The sequence below is a fragment of the Serratia sp. DFXYC6 genome (genome assembly GCF_057196085.1).
In genome coordinates this window covers 153,613-172,020 of the sequence record NZ_JBXUNV010000002.1, presented here as the reverse complement: position 1 = coordinate 172,020, position 18,408 = coordinate 153,613, and the positions used below count along the sequence as shown (strand labels likewise).

Genomic DNA, 18,408 nt, shown 5'->3' with positions numbered 1-18,408 from the left:
TTCAACAGAGGAGTGACAACATGTCTCAGGTTGAGAACAAAGCCGGCGTCAAGCCGCAGGATCTGTCGATGGAAAACTGGGTGGAGTCGCGCATCGCCCGTTTCGAGGGCCGCAAATATGACTGGAACGCGCTGAAATTCCAGGCCGACTTCGACCCGAAATACCGCCGCGCGCAGATGCGCTACATCGGCACCGGCGCCACCGGCGTGGCCAGCGATGCCAACACCATTCCGGCAGGCAACTTCACCTTCTCCACCATGGTGCTGCCTTCGAAGTGCGAGGGCCCGCTGCACCTGCATGATGACGTGGAAGAAGTGTTCTTCATGCTGAAAGGCAGCATCACGCTGATGATTCAGGATGGCGAAGAGTATTACGAAACCAGGCTGAAAGAGCGCGATCTGATCTCGGTGCCGGCGGGGGTGTATCGCGGCCTGTTCAACCACGGCGAGGAAGAGGCGCTGATGTGCGTGATGCTCGGCACCGCCAAGCCGGAGATTCCGACCTATCCGGCGGATCACCCGCTGTCCAAAGTGAAGCGCAACTGATGAACGGCCTGGCGCAACGCCAACGGGCGCGCTGCGGGGCGTACACCCTGAGCTGGCGCGAGGCCGGGCAGGGGCGGCCGGTGGTGTTGCTGCATGGCATCAGCTCCGGATCCGCCTCGTGGATCAAGCAGTTCAACGATAACGGCCTGACGGACGGTCACCGTCTGTTGGCATGGGACGCGCCGGGCTACGGCGGCAGCCTGCCGTTGGCGGATCCGCAGGCCGATGCCGCCGGTTATGCGGTGGCGTTGGCGGCGCTGATTGATGAGCTGCAGCTGGTGCAGCCGCTGATCGTCGGCCATTCGCTGGGGGCGCTGATCGGCAGCGCCTATGCCGCCGGCTATCCGGATGGGCTGTGCGGGCTGGTGTTGGCGGATCCGGCGCAGGGCTATGCCACGGCGCCGGAGGAAAAGCGTCGGCAGGTGTACGGCCAGCGCCAGCAGATGATAGAGACGTTGGGGCCGGTGGGCTACGGCGAGCAGCGGGCGGCGGCCTTGCTGCGTGAAGGGGCGGATCCGCAGGATATCGCCTGGGTGCGCAACGGCATGCAGCAGCTCGATCCCGACGGTTTTCTGAGTGCCGCCTGGATGCTGGCCAACGATGATATCGGCCGCTATCTGGCGCGCTATCGCGGCCCGCTGGAGGTGTGGTGCGGCGAACAGGATCGCATTACGCCACCGGAGAAGGCGGCCGAGCTGGCGGGTGAACAGGACGCGGCGCTGCGTCTGATCGCCGCCGCCGGTCATGCCAGCTACCTCGATGCGCCGGCGTGTTTCAACCGCTATCTGCGGGACTTTACGGGAGCAATCCAACGATGAATTTTCAGCTTGAGGATCGGGTGGCGGTGGTGACCGGCGGCTCGTCGGGCATCGGTTTCGAAACCCTGAAGCTGCTGCTGGCCGAAGGGGCGAAAGTGGCGTTCTGCGGCCGCGATCCGGACAAACTGGCCGGCGCGGAGGCCAGCCTGCGCGCGGACTTCCCGCAGGCGGAGATCCTGGCGCTGCGCTGTGACGTGTTGGACGCGCAGCAGGTGGCGCAGTTCGCCGCCCAGGTGACGGCGCATTTCGGCGGCGTGGATCTGCTGATCAACAACGCCGGCCAGGGCTTCGTCGCGCATTTTGACCAGACGCCGCGCGAAGCCTGGCTGCATGAAGCCGAGCTGAAGCTGTTCGGCGTGATTAACCCGGTGCAGGCGTTTTTACCGGCGCTGGAGCGTTCGGCGATCGCGTCGATCACTTGCGTGAACTCGCTGCTGGCGCTGCAGCCGGAAGAACACATGATCGCCACCTCGGCGGCGCGTGCCGCGCTGCTCAACATGACGCTGACGCTGTCGAAAGAGCTGGTGGACAAAGGCATTCGCGTTAACTCGATCCTGTTGGGGATGGTGGAGTCGGGCCAATGGCGCCGCCGTTTCGAAGAGCGCAGCGATAAAGATCAAAGCTGGGAGCAGTGGACGGCGGCGATCGCCGAACGGCGCGGCATCCCGATGAAGCGCCTCGGCAAACCACAGGAGCCGGCGCAGGCGCTGCTGTTCCTCGCTTCGCCGCTGGCTTCCTTTACCACCGGCGCGGCGCTGGACGTTTCCGGCGGCTTTAACCGCCATGTGTAGCAGGGGCCGAAAAAGATGAAGAAGATCATGATGATTGGCTACGGTGCGATGGCGAAGGAAGTGATCGCCCGTTTGCCGGAAGGCGTGAAGGTCGGCTGGATCCTGGCGCGCGCAGCTCATCATGCGGCGATCGCCGAGGCCTTTGGCGGGCGGGTGCAGGCGCTGACCCATCCCGAGCAGTGTTCGCAGCGGCCGGATCTGGTGCTGGAGTGCGCCAGCCAGCAGGCGGTGGCGGAGTTTGGCGAGGCGGTGCTGCAGCGCGGTTGGCCGCTGGCGGTGATCTCGACCGGCGCGCTGGCGGACGCCGCATTGCAACAGCGGCTGCAGCAGGTTTGCCGCAGCCATCACGGGCAACTGATCGTGCTGTCCGGCGCGGTGGCGGGGATGGACGGGCTGGCGTCGGCGCGTGAAGGCGGGTTGGAGAGCGTGACCTATCAGGCCAGCAAGAGCCCGGCCAGCTGGCGCGGCAGCCCGGCGGAGCAACTGATCGACCTCGATGCGGTGCGCGAGGCGCAGGTATTTTTTGAAGGCTCGGCGCGCGAAGCGGCGCGTTTGTTCCCGGCCAATGCCAACGTGGCGGCCACTATTGCGCTCAACGGTCTGGGGATGGACGCCACCCGGGTGCGCCTGCAGGTCGATCCCGCCACCCGGCGCAATACCCATCGCCTGCAGGTGTGCGGCGACTTTGGCGAGTTTCACATTGAGCTGAGCGGTAACCCGCTGGCGAGCAATCCCAAAACATCAACCCTGGCGGCGCTGAGCGCGGTACAAGCCTGCCGCCGTCTGGTGGACGGCGGTTTTATTGCCTGAACGGCAGGAGCGGAGCATGGAACGATTGAATATTTTTGTCGCCGGGCGCTGGCGTGAAGGGCGTGGCGAAGAGATGGCTTCGGTATTCCCGGCCGATGGCAGCGTCAACGCGCGGCTGCGCGCCGCTAACGTCGAGGACGTGAACGAGGCGGTGGAAGCGGCGGAACGCGCCTGGCGCGCGCCCGAGTGGCGCGGACTGGTGCCGCACCAACGCGCCTCGATTCTCTACCGCGTCAGCAACCTGATCCTGGCGCAGCAGGAACAGCTGGCCGAGCTACAGACTCGCGACAACGGCAAACCGCTGGCGGAAACCCGCGGCCTGGTGGCCAGCGCGGCGGCGACCGCGCGCTATTTCGCCGCCGCCTGCGAGGTGTTGGAAGGCGAGCTGCCGACCCCGCGCAGCGCCGAGGTGATGACCCTCAGCCAGTATCAACCGATGGGAGTGATCGCCGCCATTACGCCGTGGAACTCACCGATCGCCAGCGAAATGCAGAAGGTGGCGCCGGCGCTGGCGGCGGGCAACGCGGTGGTGCTCAAACCGGCCGAAGCCACGCCGCTGATGGCGCTGAAGCTGGCCGAGCTGTTCGAACAGGCGGGACTGCCGGCCGGGCTGCTCAGCGTGTTGCCGGGCAAAGGTTCGGTGATCGGCGAGGCGTTGGCGCGCCATCCGCTGGTGAAGAAGATTTCCTTTACCGGCGGGACCAGCACCGGGCGCCATTTGGCGCATATCGCCGCCGATAAGCTGATCCCCACCTCGCTGGAGCTGGGGGGCAAATCGCCGACCATCGTGCTGGAGGACGCCGATCTGGAACAGGCGGCGCGCGGCATCTGCTACGGCATTTTCAGCTCCGCCGGCCAGGCGTGCATCGCCGGCTCGCGCCTGTTCGTACACCGTTCGCTGTATCAGCCGCTGCTGGCGCGCTTGACCGAACTGACGGCGGGGCTGCGTATCGGCAACCCGCTGGTGCCGGGCGTGCATCTTGGCCCGCTGATCAGCGCCAAACATCGGCAAAGCGTGGCGGACTACGTGGCGCTGGCGCGGCAGGAGGGCGGCCGGGTGGTCATCGGCGGCGAAGCGCCGGCCGATCCGCAACTGGCGAGCGGCAGCTATTACCTGCCGACCATTATTGAAGGCTTGAACAACGACGCCCGCGTTTGCCAGGAAGAGATCTTCGGCCCGGTGCTGGTGGCGCTGCCGTTCGACGACGAGCAACAGCTGATCGAACAGGCCAACGACTCGGTGTATGGCCTGGCGGCCGGCATCTGGAGCCGCGACTTCCCTCGCACGATGGCGCTGGCGGAGCGGCTGGAAACCGGCACCGTCTGGGTCAATACCTACAAAACGTTCTCGATTTCCACGCCGTTCGGCGGTTTCAAGGAGAGCGGGTTGGGCCGCGAAAAGGGCCTGAACGGCATCAAGGCCTACATGCAGCAGAAAAGCGTGTATCTGGCGCTGAGCCATCAGGTGAACCGCTGGAGCGACTAGGCCGACACCTCTACGCATAACCCTAATAACGATTACCCTAAGAAGGCAGATGATGAGCGATAAAATCACGGTTGGCGAGGCGATAGCCCGGACTCTGGAACAGTACGCGGTGTCGGCGATGTACGGCATCATTTCGATTCATAATCTGCCGATCGCCGATGCGGTGGGGCAGCGCGATAAAATTCGCTTCGTGCCGGCGCGCGGCGAAGCGGGGGCGGTCACCATGGCCGACGCGCACGGGCGCTTCTCCGGCCTGGGCGTGGCGTTGACCAGCACCGGCGCCGGCGCAGGCAACGCGGTGGGGGCGATGATTGAGGCGCTCAACGCCAACACGCCGCTGTTGCATATCACCGGCCAGGTGGAAAAAGCCTATCTGGACGCCGACGCCGGTTTTATTCATGAAACCCGCGATCAGCTCGGCTTCCTGCGCGCCTGCTCCAAGCGCGCTTACCGTGTCAATTCGCCGGAGCAGGCGGTGGCGGTGATCCAGCGAGCGATCCTGGACGCGCAAACCGTGCCCTGCGGCCCGGTGGCGGTCGAGATCCCGATCGATATTCAAAGCAGCCTGGTGTCCCGCTCTGTGCTGGCCGAACCGTTGGCGCCGGCGCCGCTGCCGAAGGCGGACGATGCGGCGGTGGAACGGCTGCATCAGCGGCTGAAACAGGCCAAGCGTCCGCTGCTGTGGTTGGGCGGCGGCGCCTTGGCCTGCGGCGACGCGGTGCGCAAGCTGGCGGACGCCGGCGTGGCGGTGATCTCCAGCACCCACGGGCGCGGCATTCTGCCGGACAGCCATCCGCGCAGCCTGCGGGCGTTCCATAACTCACCGAGCATCGAGGCGATCCTGACGCAGTGCGATCTGACGCTGGTGGCCGGTTCGCGCCTGCGCAGTAATGAAACCCGTACCTGGACGCTGCCGCTGCCGCGCCCGCTGGTGCAGATTGACATCGATCCGGCGGCGGCCAACCGCAACTACCTGGCCGATGAGCAGATCAACGGCGACTGCGCGGCGCTGCTGGCGGCGCTGGCGGCGCGGTTGGCCCCCGGCGAAAAGGTCAACGCCGAGTGGGATGCCGAAATCGCGGGGGCGGTGCAGCAGGCGGAGAGCGCGCTGCGCCAGCAGTCCGGTGAATACGCCAAACTCAATGACGCCATCGACGCCGCACTGCCGCAGGACGGATTGCTGGTGCGCGATATCACCGTTTCCGGCAGCGTCTGGGGCAGCCGTTTGTTCCGCGCGATCTCGCCGCTGTGCAACATTCACTCGCTGGCCGGCGCTATCGGCATGGGGCTGCCGATGGCGATTGGCACCGCGATTGCCAACCCGCAGCGCAAGGTGGTGGGGCTGGTGGGCGATGGCGGTTTGGCGCTGGGCCTGGGGGAACTGGCGACCATGGCGCAGGAACAGGTGAACATCACTCTGCTGATCATGAACGATGGCGGTTATGGCGTAATGCGTGGCATTCAGGACAAGTATTTCGCCGGGCGCCAGTATTACAACGAGCTGCATACGCCGGCCTTTACCCAGATCGCCGAAGCGATGGGGTTGAAAGCCTGGAAGGTGGACGCGGCGTCGCAGTTCAACGGCGTGCTGGCCGAGGCGATCAATTACCCGGGGCCGTCGGTGGTCGAGGTGGACATGAAGCAGGTCGGGCCGCTGACCTTCGCCGGGCCGCCGCAGAAAACGCTGTATTGAGACGATAAAAAAACGCCCGGCGATTGCCGGGCGTTCTCGTGGTTATTTCTCTGCCGCGATGCGATCGCGAATGTGCTGTGCGCGCGCTTGGGAAGACGGGTGATCGTCGAACATGCTGCTCTGACGACCGGCTTCCATTTGGGCCAGTTTTTCGAAGCTGGTGGCCAGGCCGTTCGGATCGATACCGCGTTTTTTCAGCAGATCGAACGAGTAATCATCCGCTTCGCTTTCCTGCTTCTGCGAGAACTGGGCGCTGACCAGCTTCTCGCCGATATCCGCCAGCTGCGACTGCGACAGCGAGCCGATGACGCCGCCGGCGGAGGACGCCGCGGTGCGCAGCGCCACGGTGCCGTAAGCCACCTGCATCGCTTTACGGGTGTGGCCCAGCGCCACGTGGCCCATTTCGTGGCCCAGCACGCCTTCCACTTCGTTGTCGTTCATGATGTCCATCAGGCCGCTGTAGACGCGAATGCAGCCGTTGGCCATCGCCCAGGCGTTGACGTCTTTGGTCACGTAGACCTTGTAGTTGGCCGGGGTGCCGTTGATGTTGTCGCCCAGTGCCGCAGCGATTTTGTTGAGGCGCTTGGCATAGGTGCTGTCGGCCGGCGCGATTTGTGCCTTGCTGTCCATCTCGGCGCAGGATTTATCACTCAGGGCCTTAACGTCGTTGTTGCTCAGGGTCGCCGCCTGGAACGCCTGCGCGCCGGACTGCATCAGGGTTTCGGTATTCAGGTTTTGACAGCCGGTTGCCAGGGTGGCAATGCCCAACGCAATCAAAGAGGTACGAATTTTCATAACGCCATCTTCCTGTGAAGGTAACAAGGTAAAAGAGTCATTTTGCCTGGAGGAAATCGTGTCGCAAGAGCCTAGTGTACGCCAGCCGGAGCGAGAATAGTGTTATTCCGAAAAAGCGTCCAATCGTGCTAATAAGTGGTGAACTCGCTCTCATTTGGCATTAGGGATTGCCGTTGTGATGTGGAGTCTGAGAAAATAGGGAACTTGACTGCTTTTTTTATCCGACCTGGAGTAAAACATGTCCTCTCGTAAAGAGCTTGCCAACGCCATCCGCGCACTCAGCATGGACGCCGTACAAAAAGCAAATTCCGGCCACCCGGGGGCCCCTATGGGCATGGCGGACATCGCCGAAGTCCTGTGGCGTGACTACCTCAACCACAACCCGACTAACCCGCACTGGGCTGACCGCGACCGTTTCGTGCTCTCCAACGGCCACGGCTCCATGTTGATTTACAGCCTCCTGCACCTCACCGGCTACGACCTGCCGATGCGCGAGCTGGAAAACTTCCGTCAGCTGCATTCCAAAACCCCGGGCCACCCGGAGTACGGCTACACTCCGGGCGTTGAAACCACCACCGGCCCGCTAGGCCAGGGCATCGCCAACGCCGTCGGCTTCGCCATCGCCGAACGCACCCTGGCGGCGCAGTTCAACCGCCCTGGCCATGACATTGTCGACCACCACACCTACGCCTTCATGGGCGACGGCTGCATGATGGAAGGCATCTCGCACGAAGTCTGCTCTCTGGCCGGCACCCTCAAGCTCGGCAAGCTGACCGCCTTCTACGATGACAACGGCATCTCCATCGACGGCCACGTTGACGGCTGGTTCACCGACGACACCGCCCTGCGCTTCGAAGCCTACGGCTGGCACGTGGTGCGCAACGTCGACGGCCACAACCCGGACGCCATCAAGGCCGCGATTGAAGAAGCCCGCCAGGTGACCGACAAGCCGTCGCTGCTGATGTGCAAGACCGTTATCGGCTTCGGTTCGCCGAACAAGGCCGGCACCCATGACGTGCACGGCGCCGCGCTGGGCGCCGCCGAAGTGGCCGCCACCCGCGAAGCGCTGGGCTGGAAATACGCCGCCTTTGAAATCCCGCAGGACATCTACGCCCAGTGGGACGCCAAAGAAGCCGGTCAGGCCAAAGAAGCGGCCTGGAACGACAAGTTCGCCGCCTACGCCCGGGCCTTCCCGGAACTGGCCGCCGAGTTCAAGCGCCGCATGAACGGCGAGCTGCCGGCGGACTGGAAAGCCGACGCCAAGGCGTTCGTGGAAAAACTGCAGGCCAACCCGGCCAACATCGCCAGCCGCAAGGCGTCGCAGAACGCGCTGGAAGCGTTCGGCAAGGTGCTGCCGGAGTTCCTGGGCGGCTCCGCCGACCTGGCGCCGAGCAACCTGACCATGTGGTCCGGCTCGAAAGCGCTGAACGTTGACCCGGCGGGCAACTACATTCATTACGGCGTGCGCGAGTTCGGCATGACCGCCATCACCAACGGCATCGCGCTGCACGGCGGTTTCCTGCCGTACTCGGCGACCTTCCTGATGTTCGTGGAATACGCCCGCAACGCGGTGCGCATGGCGGCGCTGATGAAGCTGCGCAACGTGTTCGTCTACACCCACGACTCCATCGGTCTGGGCGAAGACGGCCCGACCCACCAGCCGGTGGAGCAGCTGGCGAGCCTGCGCGTGACCCCGAACATGAGCACCTGGCGCCCGTGCGACCAGGTGGAATCGGCGGTGGCGTGGCAGTACGGCATCGAGCGCAACGACGGCCCGACCACCCTGGTGTTCTCGCGCCAGAACCTGACCCAGCAGCCGCGCACCGCAGAGCAGTTGGCGAACGTGTACCGCGGCGGCTACGTGCTGAAAGACTGCGCGGGTACGCCGGACGTCATCCTGATCGCCACCGGCTCCGAAGTGGGCATCACGGTGGAGGCGGCGGACAAACTGACCGCGGCGGGCCGCAAGGTGCGCGTGGTGTCGATGCCGTCGACCGACGCGTTCGACAAGCAGGATGCGGCGTACCGCGAGTCGGTGCTGCCGGCGGCGGTAACGGCGCGCGTGGCGGTGGAAGCGGGTATCGCGGACTACTGGTACAAGTACGTGGGGCTGAACGGCGCCATCGTGGGCATGACCACCTTCGGTGAGTCGGCGCCGGCGGAGCAGCTGTTCGCCGAGTTCGGCTTCACCGTGGACAACGTGGTGGCGAAGGCGCAGGCGCTGCTGAAGTAAGCCGCCGGGCGCAAGCCGATAAAAAAGCCGGTCATCATGACCGGCTTTTTTTATGGGCGGAAATCGCGATTACGACGCGGCCTTGACGCTTTCGGCGCTGCGCAACCGGTCGTAAGCCGCCGCCAGCAACAGCACCAACAGCGTAGGCTGCAGCCAGACCAGACCCTGCTCGGCCAGCGGCAGCTTATCGAACCAGGCGGGCAGCAGGCCGCTGAAGCTTGAAGCCTTCAGGCCATCGGCTAGGCCGAACACCAGGCTGGTGGCGATCACCGGCGCGAAGACGCGCCTGGCGCTGCGCCAGCGGTTCTGGCTGAAGCTGAGCAACACCAGCGCGATGCAGGGCGGGTAGATCGCCGTCAGCACCGGCAGTGAGACGCGGATCAGATTGGCCAGCCCCATGTTGGAAACCAGCATGGCGAAGAGGGCGAGGATGACCACCAGCGCGCGATAAGAGAGCGGCAGGTAGCGTGAGAAAAAGTCCGCGCAGGCGCAGGTCATGCCAACCGCCGTTACCAGGCAGGCGATGAACATCAGCACCGCCATAAAGACGCTGCCCAGATCGCCGAAGGTGTGCTGTACATAGGCGTGCAGGATTGCCGCGCCATCCTGAGCGCCATTCTCGATCAGGCTGCCGCTGCCGGCGCCGAGTTTGAACATGCAGATATAGACCAGCGTCAGGCCGACGCCGGCGATCAGGCTGGCCCACAGCGTATAACGCAGCAGCAACCCGCTGTCGCTGACGCCGCGCGAGCGGGCGGCGGTAACGATAATCGAACCGAACATCAGCGCCGACAGCGTGTCCATGGTTTGATAACCCTGCACGAAGCCGGTGGAAAACGCCGCGGCCTGATAGCTGCCGACGGCGGAGAGCGGCGCGCCTGCGGGCCAGATCAGGGCGGCGATGCCGAGCGCGGCCAGCGCCAGAATTTTCAGCGGCGCCAGAATATGGCCGACGTTATCGAGCAAGCGGCCGGGATACAGCGACACGAGCATCGCCAGGGTAAAGAACAGCAGGCTGTAGATGAACTGCGGCAGGGCGCCGTCGCCGGTGAAAGGCGCAATGCCGAGGGCGAAAGAGACATTGGCGGTTCGCGGCGTGGCGAACAGCGGGCCGAGCGCCAGATAGCAGACGGTCGCCAGCAGCAGGCCGGCGGTGCGGCCGATGGGGCCGGTAAGCAGGCTGATGCTGCCGCCGACGCGCGCCAACGCGATCACGGCGATCACCGGCAGGGCGACGGCGGTCACCATAAACCCGAGGGCGGCCGGCCACAGATGTTCGCCGGACTGCAGCCCCACCAGCGGCGGGAAAATGATGTTGCCGGCGCCGACAAACAGGGCAAAGGTCATAAAGCCCAGGGCGATAATGTCTTTCGGGGATAAACTCTTGGTCATAACGGTATGGCACTGCCTGTATTCATGAAATAAACGGCCCGCCTGCAGAGGGCTGGCGCGTGGGGCAGCGAGCGCCCGCAAAAATTTTCGTCCGGCAGGATATAATAATTCGGCGACAAAAACCTGATTAATCCAGCGCTGTTTATCCTGGCGTGAACCGGCCGCACAGAGGGATCATGGCGGCCGGCCCGGCAGCGCGTTAGCTCGCACGCGCCACCATGTCTATCGACAGCGGGATTTCGATATGCGGTTTAAAAGAGTCGTACGCGAAAGAGACGTGGCCGTCTTCGACCGGTTTGCGGGTGAAAAAGATCAGCATATCGCGGGTTGAATCCTTACGTTTATCCTGCGCTTTTACCGGAGAGAGGCTGTGTTTGCGCTCGTGGTCGACAATCAGCAGGGTGTCGAGGAAATGCCGATGCTGTATTTCGCCCAAAATCCATTCCGGACGGGCCCGATCGAATTTGATCCCGCTGGTTTCGCGCATATCGTGAATAAAGGTCTTGGCGCTGTCGTCGGTCATGTTGTCGCAGCCGAGGAAGGTTGTCATGGTGTGGTCGACGCCGTCGCTGTGCACACCTTCCAGCGCCGGTTCGCCCAGCATCTGCGGCGTGGTGACGGTGCGCAGGTTGAATACGGTGCAGACGAACTTGTTGATCTTCTGATTAAGCCGGGGGCGCGGCGTCACGCCCACGCCATCGATCACGTAGGCTTTGAATTTCATCAGCGCCTGAAAGGCCGTATTCAACTGCAGATCGTCGTTGATGCCGCGGAAATGGCGCACCTTTCCTGAATCGTAGCGGATGAAGTCTTCCTCGACCGAGAGCACGAAAGGCTGGAACTCCAGCCGCTCAATCCGGGCGCGATCGAAGTCGAAACAGAAGCGGCCGTTTCTGGACTTGCGGAAAGGCAGCGTGGGATCATCCGCCAGATTGGCGCTGACCTGCTGCAGCCTGGCGAAATCTTCCGGCCGCGCGCCCAGCGCCAGCAGGATTGCCTGCATGGTAGCGCCGGGGATAAAGGCTGAACGGTGTTCCTGGTATGCCTTCTTAACTTCATCAAGCAGAGATAACTGTCGCATTTCTCGGTGGCCTCACGAATGATGGGGCGGTTATAAAATCTTGCTGCCGATCTCCACGTCGAAATCGGGTTTCAGCAAGACGGTGCCTTGATCCCTGGTGACCGCGGCAAGAACCAGCACTTCGGATTTAAATCCGGCAACCCGCCTGGCGGGGAAATTAACGACGGAGATGACTTTTCTGCCAAGCAGGTCATCTTCCTGATAGTTTTCGCATAATTGTGCCGAGCTGTTTTTAATGCCAATTTCCTCGCCGAAATCAATGCGCAGCTTATAGGCGGGTTTTAACGCCTTGTCGTTATATTCCACGGAAATAATTTCGCCAATACGCATATCCAGTTTCATAAAATCAGTGATTTCGGCCATGAGTCAGTCCCGTTAATTAAATGGCTTCAGAAAGGCTAGCAAAGGGGAATTATCCCGACAATGTCGCCAAGAGGGGAATATTTATACCCGATGTAGCAATTAATTTACATTGTCGTAACGTAGCGTAATTAATTATAAGCTTGATGAATTATATGAAATTGAAACTTCATTATTCACCGGTAATTATGTGCACCATCTGAACTTGGGCGTCCGCTCGGCACTGTTAAGCCCGTGTTAAATTGGTTAGTATGCCTTCATTCATCAACCGCATTCTTTCAGGTAGTGATATGGAAATAACCCCGCGTGAAAAACGCGATCGGCGAAAGGCATTTATCGCGCCGTTTTTCCTGATATTAATTTGGTCGACGGGTTTTATTGCCGCGCGGGCGGTGGCGGATCATGCCGATCCCAACCTTTTCCTGACCTTTCGCTTTTTGATCGCCGCCGCGGTATTCGCTTTGCTGGCATTGCATTGCGCCTGGCCCAAGGGGCGGCAGTTCGTGATGCACCTGCTGACCGGCATGTTGATGAATGGCGTTTATCTCGCTGCAAGCTGGTGGGCGGTAGCGAACGGCCTGGCGGCCGGGGTGATGTCGCTGATCGGCGGCTTGCAGCCGCTGTTCACCGCGCTGATTTTCGCGTTGGTGCTGCGCAAATCGATAGGGTTGCGCTCCTGGGCCGGGCTGGCGATCGGCTTTATCGGCGTTGCGCTGGTGCTTTCTCCCCGGCTGACCGGCATTGATGTCGGCAATATGGCGCTGTTGCCGATCCTGATGGGGTTTGGCAGCATCGTCGCGCTGACGATCGGCATCATGGTGCAGAAGTCTTCGCTGGCGGCGGCCGATCTGCGGGCGGCGGGCGCCATTCAGCACCTCGGCGCGGCGATCGTGACCGGCGCGTTGGCGGCCGTGATGGGCTCCGGCGCCTGGGACAATTCGCCGACGCTGTGGTTCTCGCTGCTGTGGTCGGCCGGCGTGTTGTCGCTGGGCGGCACCGCGCTGTTCATCTGGATGGTGCGCCACGGCGATTTGACTCGCATTACCGCGCTGATGCTGCTGGTGCCGCCGGCGGCAGCGCTGCAGGCTTATGCGCTGTTTGGCGAGGCGCTGTCGCTGGTGCAGTTGGCGGGGTTTGCCCTGACCCTGCTGGGGGTCGCCATCGTACAGCGAATTCGCCTGCTGCGGCGTTCTCGCCTGGCCGAATAGTTTGCGACTGGAAGCGCCGTAAAGCCCGCGCTGCCGGGCTTTTTATTGGCTGAAAAACGTCCAACCTCACAAAACCGAAAGATAACAAAGCAACGCCGTTGCCTCGTCACAGTTATTAACTATATGTTAATTTTTGGTTTATTAAATGTGATCAGGGGATGGATGATGATGATGAAAAAAATCAGCGCGACCGTAGCGGCAATCACCTTGCTGGGCTCCGTTTCCGCCTATGCGGCCTTCCCGGCGGGCTACCCCGCCGACTATCAGAAACTGGTCGACGGCGCGAAGAAAGAAGGCAAGGTGGTGATTTACTCGACCACCGACACCAAGGCGGCGGCGCCGTTGATCCAGGGGTTTGAGGCGTTGTATCCGGGCATCAAGGTCGAATACAACGACATGAACAGCACCGAACTGTATAACCGCTTTATCAGCGAGCAGGCGGCCGGCGGCACCAGCGGCGACGTGGTGTGGAGCTCGTCGATGGACACCATTTTGAAACTGGCGGGCGATTACGCGCAGGAATATGCCTCCCCCGAGCAGGCTCAGCTGCCGAAATGGGCGGTATGGCAAGAGAAGGTGTATGGCACCACCTACGAGCCGGTGGTGTTTATCTATAACAAACGCCTGATCCCGCAAGGCGATGTGCCGGATTCGCATGCGGCGCTGGCCAAGCTTATCGCCGGCCAGACGGACAAATTCAAGAAGAAAGTCACCACCTACGACATCGAAAAATCCGGCGTCGGCTTCATGCTGTCGGTGCAGGACTTCAAGGCCGATCCTAACTACTTCAAAACGCTGGCCGATGTGGCCAAGGGCGGGTTGGCGGTGCAATCCTCCACCGGCACCATGATGGAACGCGTTTCCTCCGGTGAAAACCTGATCGGCTTCAATATCCTCGGTTCGTACGCCGAGGCTCGCGCCAAGAGCGACCCGTCGCTCGGCATCGTCTATCCGAAAGACTACACCCTGGTGCTGTCGCGCGTGAGCTTCATCAGCAAAGAGGCCGGCAACCCTAACGCCGCCAAGCTGTGGTTCGACTACGTGCTGTCGGAGAAAGGGCAAAATATTCTCGCCAATCAGGCGGACATCCCCTCGATCCGCAACGACATCGAAGGCAAGAACGACATCGATGGCATGACCAAGCTGTTGGGTAACGCGCTCAAGCCGATCCCGGTCGATGACAGCCTGCTGGAATATCTGCAGCCGGCCAAGCGTCTCGACTACATCAAACAATGGCGCGCCGCCGCGGCGAAATAACAGGGACTGCATTCGGACGCGCGCCTGTCGCACGGGCGCGCGCCCTTTGGTCGTCGTTTACAACCATAGGGAGCATTTATGCAAGCATGGCGCAGAAAGTGGCAGAGCCTGCCGCGCGGCCTGGTGGTGTTGATAACCGCGCTGGTTATCTATGTCCCCCTGTCGTTTATCATCATTCAAAGCTTCCTCTCGGCACCGTTTTTCTCTCCTTCCAAGGTCTTCAGCCTTGAGGCCTTCGAGTTCATCTTTACCGACCCGGATTTCTACAAGGCGCTGAAAAGCGGTTTTATTCTGGCATTCGGCCTGGTGATTATCGCCATCCCGCTCGGCGGTATTTTGGCCTTCCTGATGGTGCGCACCGATCTGCCGGGGCGGCGAATCATCGAACCGCTGATTCTGGTGCCGATCTTCGTGTCGCCGATGGTGCTGGGTTTCGGTTACGTGGTGGCGGCGGGGCCGGTAGGCTTCTTCTCGCTGTGGGCGGAGGCGCTGCTGGGCTTCGTGCCGTGGAACATCTACTCAATGGCCAGCATCGTGGTGATAGCCGGATTGACGCACGTGCCCCACGCGTATCTGTACATCTCCTCGGCGCTGCGCAGCGTGGGCTCCGACGTTGAAGAAGCGGCGCGCACCGCCGGCGCCACGCCGCTGCAGGTGATGACCGCCGTCAGTCTGCCGATGGTGCGGCCGTCTATCTTGTACGCCGGGGTGCTGCTGTTCTTCCTCGGGCTGGAAGTGTTCGGCCTGATGCTGGTGCTGGGCGATCCGGAAGGCAACCTGGTGCTGGCGACCTACCTGTACCAGTTGACCAACAAGCTGGGCACGCCGTCTTACCATCTGATGGCGGCGGTGGCGGTGGTGCTGATTTGCATCACTATTCCGTTGGTGATGCTGCAGCGCCGGCTGATGCGCACCGCCAACCGCTTTGTCACCGTCAAGGGCAAAGCCTCGCAGGCCCGCGCGCTGCCGCTGGGTAAATGGCGCTGGGTGGCCGGCGCGGTGGTGGTGTTCTGGCTGACCGTGACCATCGGCGTGCCGCTGATCGGCGTGGTGCTGCGCGCCTTTATCTCCAACTGGGGCGTGGGCGTGTCTGTCTGGGACGAACTGTCGATCAACACCTTTCGCACCATCTGGGCGCAGCCCAACCTGCTGCGCGCCATCGTCAACTCGATGGCGATCGGGGTGATCGGCGGGGCGCTGGCGGTGGCGTGCTACCTGTTTATCGGCATCGCGATGCACCGCAAGCCGGATGGCGCCACGCGCTTCCTCGACTACAGCGTGCTGGTGCCGCGCGCGGTGCCAGGGCTGCTGGCCGGTCTGGCATTCCTGTGGGTGTTCCTGTTCCTGCCGATGTGGCTGGACAAATCGCTCAAGGAAGGCTGGCTGTCGGCGTTGCCGATGGCCGAGTGGCTGCGTGCTAACTGGATTGTCTGGCTGCGTTCGCTGCGCAGCACCATCTTCAGCGTCTGGCTGGCCTACACCGTGGTGTGGATGGCCTACGGCCTGCGGCTGATCTCTTCCACGTTGCTGCAGGTGGGGCCGGAGCTGGAAGAGGCGGCGCGCAGCGCCGGCGCCAGCCGCGGCCAGATCACCCGCCACGTCACCATTCCGCTGTCGCGCTATGGCCTGATCGGCTCCTGGCTGCTGATGTTCCTGATTTTTGAACGCGAATATTCCACCGGGGTGTATCTGCTGTCTCCGGGCACGGAAACCATCGGCTCGATGCTGGTTTCTCTGTGGGCCGCGGGCGCTATCGATATCGTCGCCGCGCTGTCGTTCATCAATATTCTGCTGGTGGTGCTGGGGCTGGGGATCGCCTTGCGCTTTGGAGTGAAATTACATGATTGAACTTTCGGTAGAGAATCTGCATTTGACCTATGGCGACAACCCGGTGCTGAAAGGGGTGTCGATGGATCTGAAACGGGGCGAAGTGGTCTCGCTGCTGGGCCCGTCGGGCAGTGGCAAAACCACGCTGCTGCGGGCGGTGGCCGGGCTGGAGAAACCGAGCCAGGGGCGGATCGTCATCGGCAACAGCGCGGTGTACAACGGCAGCGCGCGCAGCGAAATTCCCGCCGAAGAGCGCAACCTGGGGCTGGTGTTTCAGTCCTATGCCCTGTGGCCGCATAAAACAGTGTTTGAGAACGTCGCTTACCCGCTGAAGCTGCGTAAGACCGGCTCGGCGGAAATCGCCCAGCGGGTGCAGGCGGTACTGGATCAGCTCGGGTTGGGGCATCTGGCCAAGCGGCACCCGCACCAGCTTTCCGGCGGCCAGCAGCAGCGCGTGGCGATCGGGCGTGCGCTGGTCTACAACCCGCCGGTGATCCTGCTGGATGAGCCGCTGTCCAATCTCGACGCCAAGCTGCGCGAAGAGGCGCGGGTATTCCTGCGCGAGCTGATCATCAAGCTCGGTCTGTCGGCGCTGATGGTGACCCACGATCAGAACGAGGCGATGGCCATTTCCGATCGCATCCTGCTGCTCAATAACGGCAAAATCGAACAGCAGGGCACGCCGCAGGAGATGTACGGCTCGCCCACCACGCTGTTCACCGCCGAGTTCATGGGCAGCAACAACCGCTTGCCGGGCAAGATCGTGGCGCTGGAAGGCGACCGGGCGCGCATCGAAGGCAAGGATTGGGCTCTGTGGGGCAAAGCGGGCGCAGGCGTGCAGGTCGGGCAGGAGGGCACGGCGGTGATCCGCGTGGAGCGCGTGCAGTTGGGCGAAGATCCGCAGGGCAACCAGCTTGAGCTGCCGTTGTTGACCAGCATGTATCTTGGCGATCGCTGGGAATACCTGTTCCGCACCGTGGCCGAAGACTTCGTGGTGCGCGCCTATGGGCATGAGGCGCGCGATCGGGCGCTGTGCCGGCTCTCCCTGCCGGCCGAGCATCTGTGGATATTCCCGAAAGCCTAACCAGGACGCCCGCCGATGCGGGCGCTCCTTTTACAAATCCAGCACCAGCCGGCTGCCTTTGGCGCGCGAGCAGCAAATCAACAGGGTTTGCTGCGCCGCGCGTTCTTCGTCGCTGAGATACTGATCGCGGTGGTCGGCTTCCCCCTCGACGATGCGGGTTTCGCAGGTGCCGCAAATGCCTTCGCGGCACAGGCACTCGACCCTGGCTGCCTTGCTGTTTTCCAGCGCCTGCAGGATGGTCATGTCTTCCGCCACTTCAAGTTCAATACCCGATCGAGCCAGCACCAGCGTAAAGGCGCCGCCCGCCGTGTCTTCGGCGGCAAAGGCTTCGCTGTGTAAACGCGCGGCATCGATACCCCGTTCGGCGGCGATCCGGTAGACCGCTTCGTTCAGCGCCGCCGGGCCGCAGACGTAGATATGGGCGCCGGGTTCCACGTCGGCCAGCGTGCGCGCCAGATCCAACCGGCCGCCAAGGCTGGAGACATGGCAACTGACGTTGTCTGCGAACGGCGCTTGCATCAGCTGCTGCTGGAAGGCGTTGTGCTCTTCACTGTGGAAGCAGTAGTGCAGATGGTAGCGTTGGCCGCTGCGTTGCAGCTCATGCAGATGGGCCATAAACGGCGTGATGCCGATGCCGCCGGCGATCAGCACGTGATGTTGCGCTTCCGGCGCCAGCGCGAACAGGTTATTCGGGGTGCTGATGGTCAGCGTATCACCGATCGCCAGCCGATCGTGCATGAAGTCGGAACCGCCTTTGGAAGGGGACTCACGGCGCACGGCGATCTGGTAACGGTCGAGCTCGAACGGTGAACTGAGCAGCGAATAGGCGTTGCTGTAGCGCTGCTCGCCGTCCTGCATTTGCACGATGATGTGGCTGCCGCCGCTGAAGGCGGGCAGTGGCCGGCCTTGCGGATCCGCCAGGGTAAAGCGCTTGACCTGTGCGGTGACGGTTTCGATGTCGACGACGCGAACATCAAGCATCTGATAGCTGGTCATTCATTGGCTCCAAAGCGCGGGCGTCCCCGCGC

16 protein-coding genes are annotated in these 18,408 nt (G+C 62.6%); 11 read left to right on the top strand and 5 right to left on the bottom strand.

The window, feature by feature from the left end; genetic code table 11:
• Positions 1–20 precede the first annotated feature (20 nt).
• From AC2CGQ_RS14190 to AC2CGQ_RS14165, 6 genes are read left to right on the top strand one after another with little or no spacing between them, the layout of a single operon-like run.
• The gene (locus AC2CGQ_RS14190; RefSeq protein ID WP_004937634.1) at positions 21–545 is read left to right on the top strand and encodes a cupin domain-containing protein; all 525 of its coding nucleotides are present in this window, start codon (positions 21–23) and stop codon (positions 543–545) included.
• On the top strand, positions 545–1,363 hold the full coding sequence (locus AC2CGQ_RS14185) for an alpha/beta fold hydrolase (RefSeq protein WP_118891710.1): 819 nt from the start codon (positions 545–547) through the stop codon (positions 1,361–1,363). Before AC2CGQ_RS14190 ends, AC2CGQ_RS14185 begins: the two co-directional genes overlap by 1 nt.
• Positions 1,360–2,154, top strand: a complete 795-nt coding sequence (locus tag AC2CGQ_RS14180; RefSeq protein ID WP_118891711.1) for an SDR family oxidoreductase — start codon at positions 1,360–1,362, stop codon at positions 2,152–2,154. The genes AC2CGQ_RS14185 and AC2CGQ_RS14180 overlap by 4 nt, the downstream gene beginning before the upstream one ends.
• A gap of 15 nt (positions 2,155–2,169) precedes the next feature.
• Positions 2,170–2,964, top strand: a complete 795-nt coding sequence (locus tag AC2CGQ_RS14175) for an aspartate dehydrogenase (RefSeq protein WP_118891712.1) — start codon at positions 2,170–2,172, stop codon at positions 2,962–2,964.
• Positions 2,965–2,980: 16 nt separating this feature from the next.
• Entirely contained in the window at positions 2,981–4,450 is a 1,470-nt protein-coding gene (locus AC2CGQ_RS14170) for an aldehyde dehydrogenase (protein ID WP_015379007.1), read from the top strand.
• Positions 4,451–4,502: 52 nt separating this feature from the next.
• Positions 4,503–6,143, top strand: a complete 1,641-nt coding sequence (locus AC2CGQ_RS14165) for a thiamine pyrophosphate-binding protein (RefSeq protein ID WP_075686189.1) — start codon at positions 4,503–4,505, stop codon at positions 6,141–6,143.
• A gap of 42 nt (positions 6,144–6,185) precedes the next feature.
• Here the strand turns inward: AC2CGQ_RS14165 and loiP are convergent, their stop codons facing one another.
• Positions 6,186–6,938, bottom strand: coding sequence for a metalloprotease LoiP (loiP, locus tag AC2CGQ_RS14160; protein ID WP_004937650.1), 753 nt, complete (start codon positions 6,936–6,938; stop codon positions 6,186–6,188).
• Between the two features lie 238 nt (positions 6,939–7,176).
• Between loiP and tkt the strand changes: the two genes are divergently transcribed.
• Positions 7,177–9,171, top strand: coding sequence for a transketolase (tkt, locus tag AC2CGQ_RS14155; RefSeq protein WP_015379005.1), 1,995 nt, complete (start codon positions 7,177–7,179; stop codon positions 9,169–9,171).
• Positions 9,172–9,240: 69 nt separating this feature from the next.
• Here tkt and brnQ read toward each other — a convergent pair whose 3' ends face one another.
• From brnQ to AC2CGQ_RS14140, 3 genes are all read right to left on the bottom strand, one after another.
• Entirely contained in the window at positions 9,241–10,563 is a 1,323-nt protein-coding gene (brnQ, locus tag AC2CGQ_RS14150) for a branched-chain amino acid transport system II carrier protein (protein WP_164095826.1), read from the bottom strand.
• A gap of 199 nt (positions 10,564–10,762) precedes the next feature.
• A complete protein-coding gene (locus AC2CGQ_RS14145) occupies positions 10,763–11,644 on the bottom strand; it encodes a 2OG-Fe dioxygenase family protein (protein WP_015379003.1) in 882 nt (293 codons plus the stop codon).
• A gap of 30 nt (positions 11,645–11,674) precedes the next feature.
• On the bottom strand, positions 11,675–12,007 hold the full coding sequence (locus tag AC2CGQ_RS14140) for a tRNA-binding protein (protein WP_004931561.1): 333 nt from the start codon (positions 12,005–12,007) through the stop codon (positions 11,675–11,677).
• 287 nt (positions 12,008–12,294) lie between these two features.
• On the opposite strand from AC2CGQ_RS14140, the gene AC2CGQ_RS14135 reads away from it, so the two are divergent.
• The 4 genes from AC2CGQ_RS14135 to AC2CGQ_RS14120 all read left to right on the top strand — a co-directional run bounded on the left by AC2CGQ_RS14135 (position 12,295) and on the right by AC2CGQ_RS14120 (position 17,380).
• Positions 12,295–13,212 (top strand): DMT family transporter, encoded by a 918-nt coding sequence (locus AC2CGQ_RS14135; protein ID WP_004931563.1) that lies wholly within the window; start codon positions 12,295–12,297, stop codon positions 13,210–13,212.
• 168 nt (positions 13,213–13,380) lie between these two features.
• Complete coding sequence (locus tag AC2CGQ_RS14130; RefSeq protein WP_041922370.1) at positions 13,381–14,469, top strand: ABC transporter substrate-binding protein; 1,089 nt, start codon at positions 13,381–13,383, stop codon at positions 14,467–14,469.
• Positions 14,470–14,547: 78 nt separating this feature from the next.
• Positions 14,548–16,317, top strand: a complete 1,770-nt coding sequence (locus tag AC2CGQ_RS14125; protein WP_004931567.1) for an ABC transporter permease — start codon at positions 14,548–14,550, stop codon at positions 16,315–16,317.
• The gene (locus AC2CGQ_RS14120; RefSeq protein WP_015379001.1) at positions 16,310–17,380 is read left to right on the top strand and encodes an ABC transporter ATP-binding protein; all 1,071 of its coding nucleotides are present in this window, start codon (positions 16,310–16,312) and stop codon (positions 17,378–17,380) included. Before AC2CGQ_RS14125 ends, AC2CGQ_RS14120 begins: the two co-directional genes overlap by 8 nt.
• A 30-nt stretch (positions 17,381–17,410) precedes the next feature.
• Here the strand turns inward: AC2CGQ_RS14120 and AC2CGQ_RS14115 are convergent, their stop codons facing one another.
• Positions 17,411–18,376, bottom strand: a complete 966-nt coding sequence (locus AC2CGQ_RS14115) for a PDR/VanB family oxidoreductase (RefSeq protein WP_076741296.1) — start codon at positions 18,374–18,376, stop codon at positions 17,411–17,413.
• Positions 18,377–18,408 lie beyond the last annotated feature (32 nt).

Bases quoted from the DNA above. Each gene is read 5' to 3' on its own strand.
- AC2CGQ_RS14185 (WP_118891710.1), top strand. From the start codon at position 545: ATGAACGGCCTGGCGCAACGCCAACGGGCGCGCTGCGGGGCGTACACC.
- AC2CGQ_RS14175 (WP_118891712.1), top strand. From the start codon at position 2,170: ATGAAGAAGATCATGATGATTGGCTACGGTGCGATGGCGAAGGAAGTG.
- AC2CGQ_RS14180 (WP_118891711.1), top strand. From the start codon at position 1,360: ATGAATTTTCAGCTTGAGGATCGGGTGGCGGTGGTGACCGGCGGCTCG.
- AC2CGQ_RS14170 (WP_015379007.1), top strand. From the start codon at position 2,981: ATGGAACGATTGAATATTTTTGTCGCCGGGCGCTGGCGTGAAGGGCGT.
- AC2CGQ_RS14140 (WP_004931561.1), bottom strand. From the start codon at position 12,007: ATGGCCGAAATCACTGATTTTATGAAACTGGATATGCGTATTGGCGAA.
- AC2CGQ_RS14135 (WP_004931563.1), top strand. From the start codon at position 12,295: ATGGAAATAACCCCGCGTGAAAAACGCGATCGGCGAAAGGCATTTATC.
- AC2CGQ_RS14165 (WP_075686189.1), top strand. From the start codon at position 4,503: ATGAGCGATAAAATCACGGTTGGCGAGGCGATAGCCCGGACTCTGGAA.
- AC2CGQ_RS14115 (WP_076741296.1), bottom strand. From the start codon at position 18,376: ATGACCAGCTATCAGATGCTTGATGTTCGCGTCGTCGACATCGAAACC.
- AC2CGQ_RS14190 (WP_004937634.1), top strand. From the start codon at position 21: ATGTCTCAGGTTGAGAACAAAGCCGGCGTCAAGCCGCAGGATCTGTCG.
- AC2CGQ_RS14145 (WP_015379003.1), bottom strand. From the start codon at position 11,644: ATGCGACAGTTATCTCTGCTTGATGAAGTTAAGAAGGCATACCAGGAA.
- tkt (WP_015379005.1), top strand. From the start codon at position 7,177: ATGTCCTCTCGTAAAGAGCTTGCCAACGCCATCCGCGCACTCAGCATG.
- brnQ (WP_164095826.1), bottom strand. From the start codon at position 10,563: ATGACCAAGAGTTTATCCCCGAAAGACATTATCGCCCTGGGCTTTATG.
- AC2CGQ_RS14125 (WP_004931567.1), top strand. From the start codon at position 14,548: ATGCAAGCATGGCGCAGAAAGTGGCAGAGCCTGCCGCGCGGCCTGGTG.
- AC2CGQ_RS14130 (WP_041922370.1), top strand. From the start codon at position 13,381: ATGATGAAAAAAATCAGCGCGACCGTAGCGGCAATCACCTTGCTGGGC.
- loiP (WP_004937650.1), bottom strand. From the start codon at position 6,938: ATGAAAATTCGTACCTCTTTGATTGCGTTGGGCATTGCCACCCTGGCA.
- AC2CGQ_RS14120 (WP_015379001.1), top strand. From the start codon at position 16,310: ATGATTGAACTTTCGGTAGAGAATCTGCATTTGACCTATGGCGACAAC.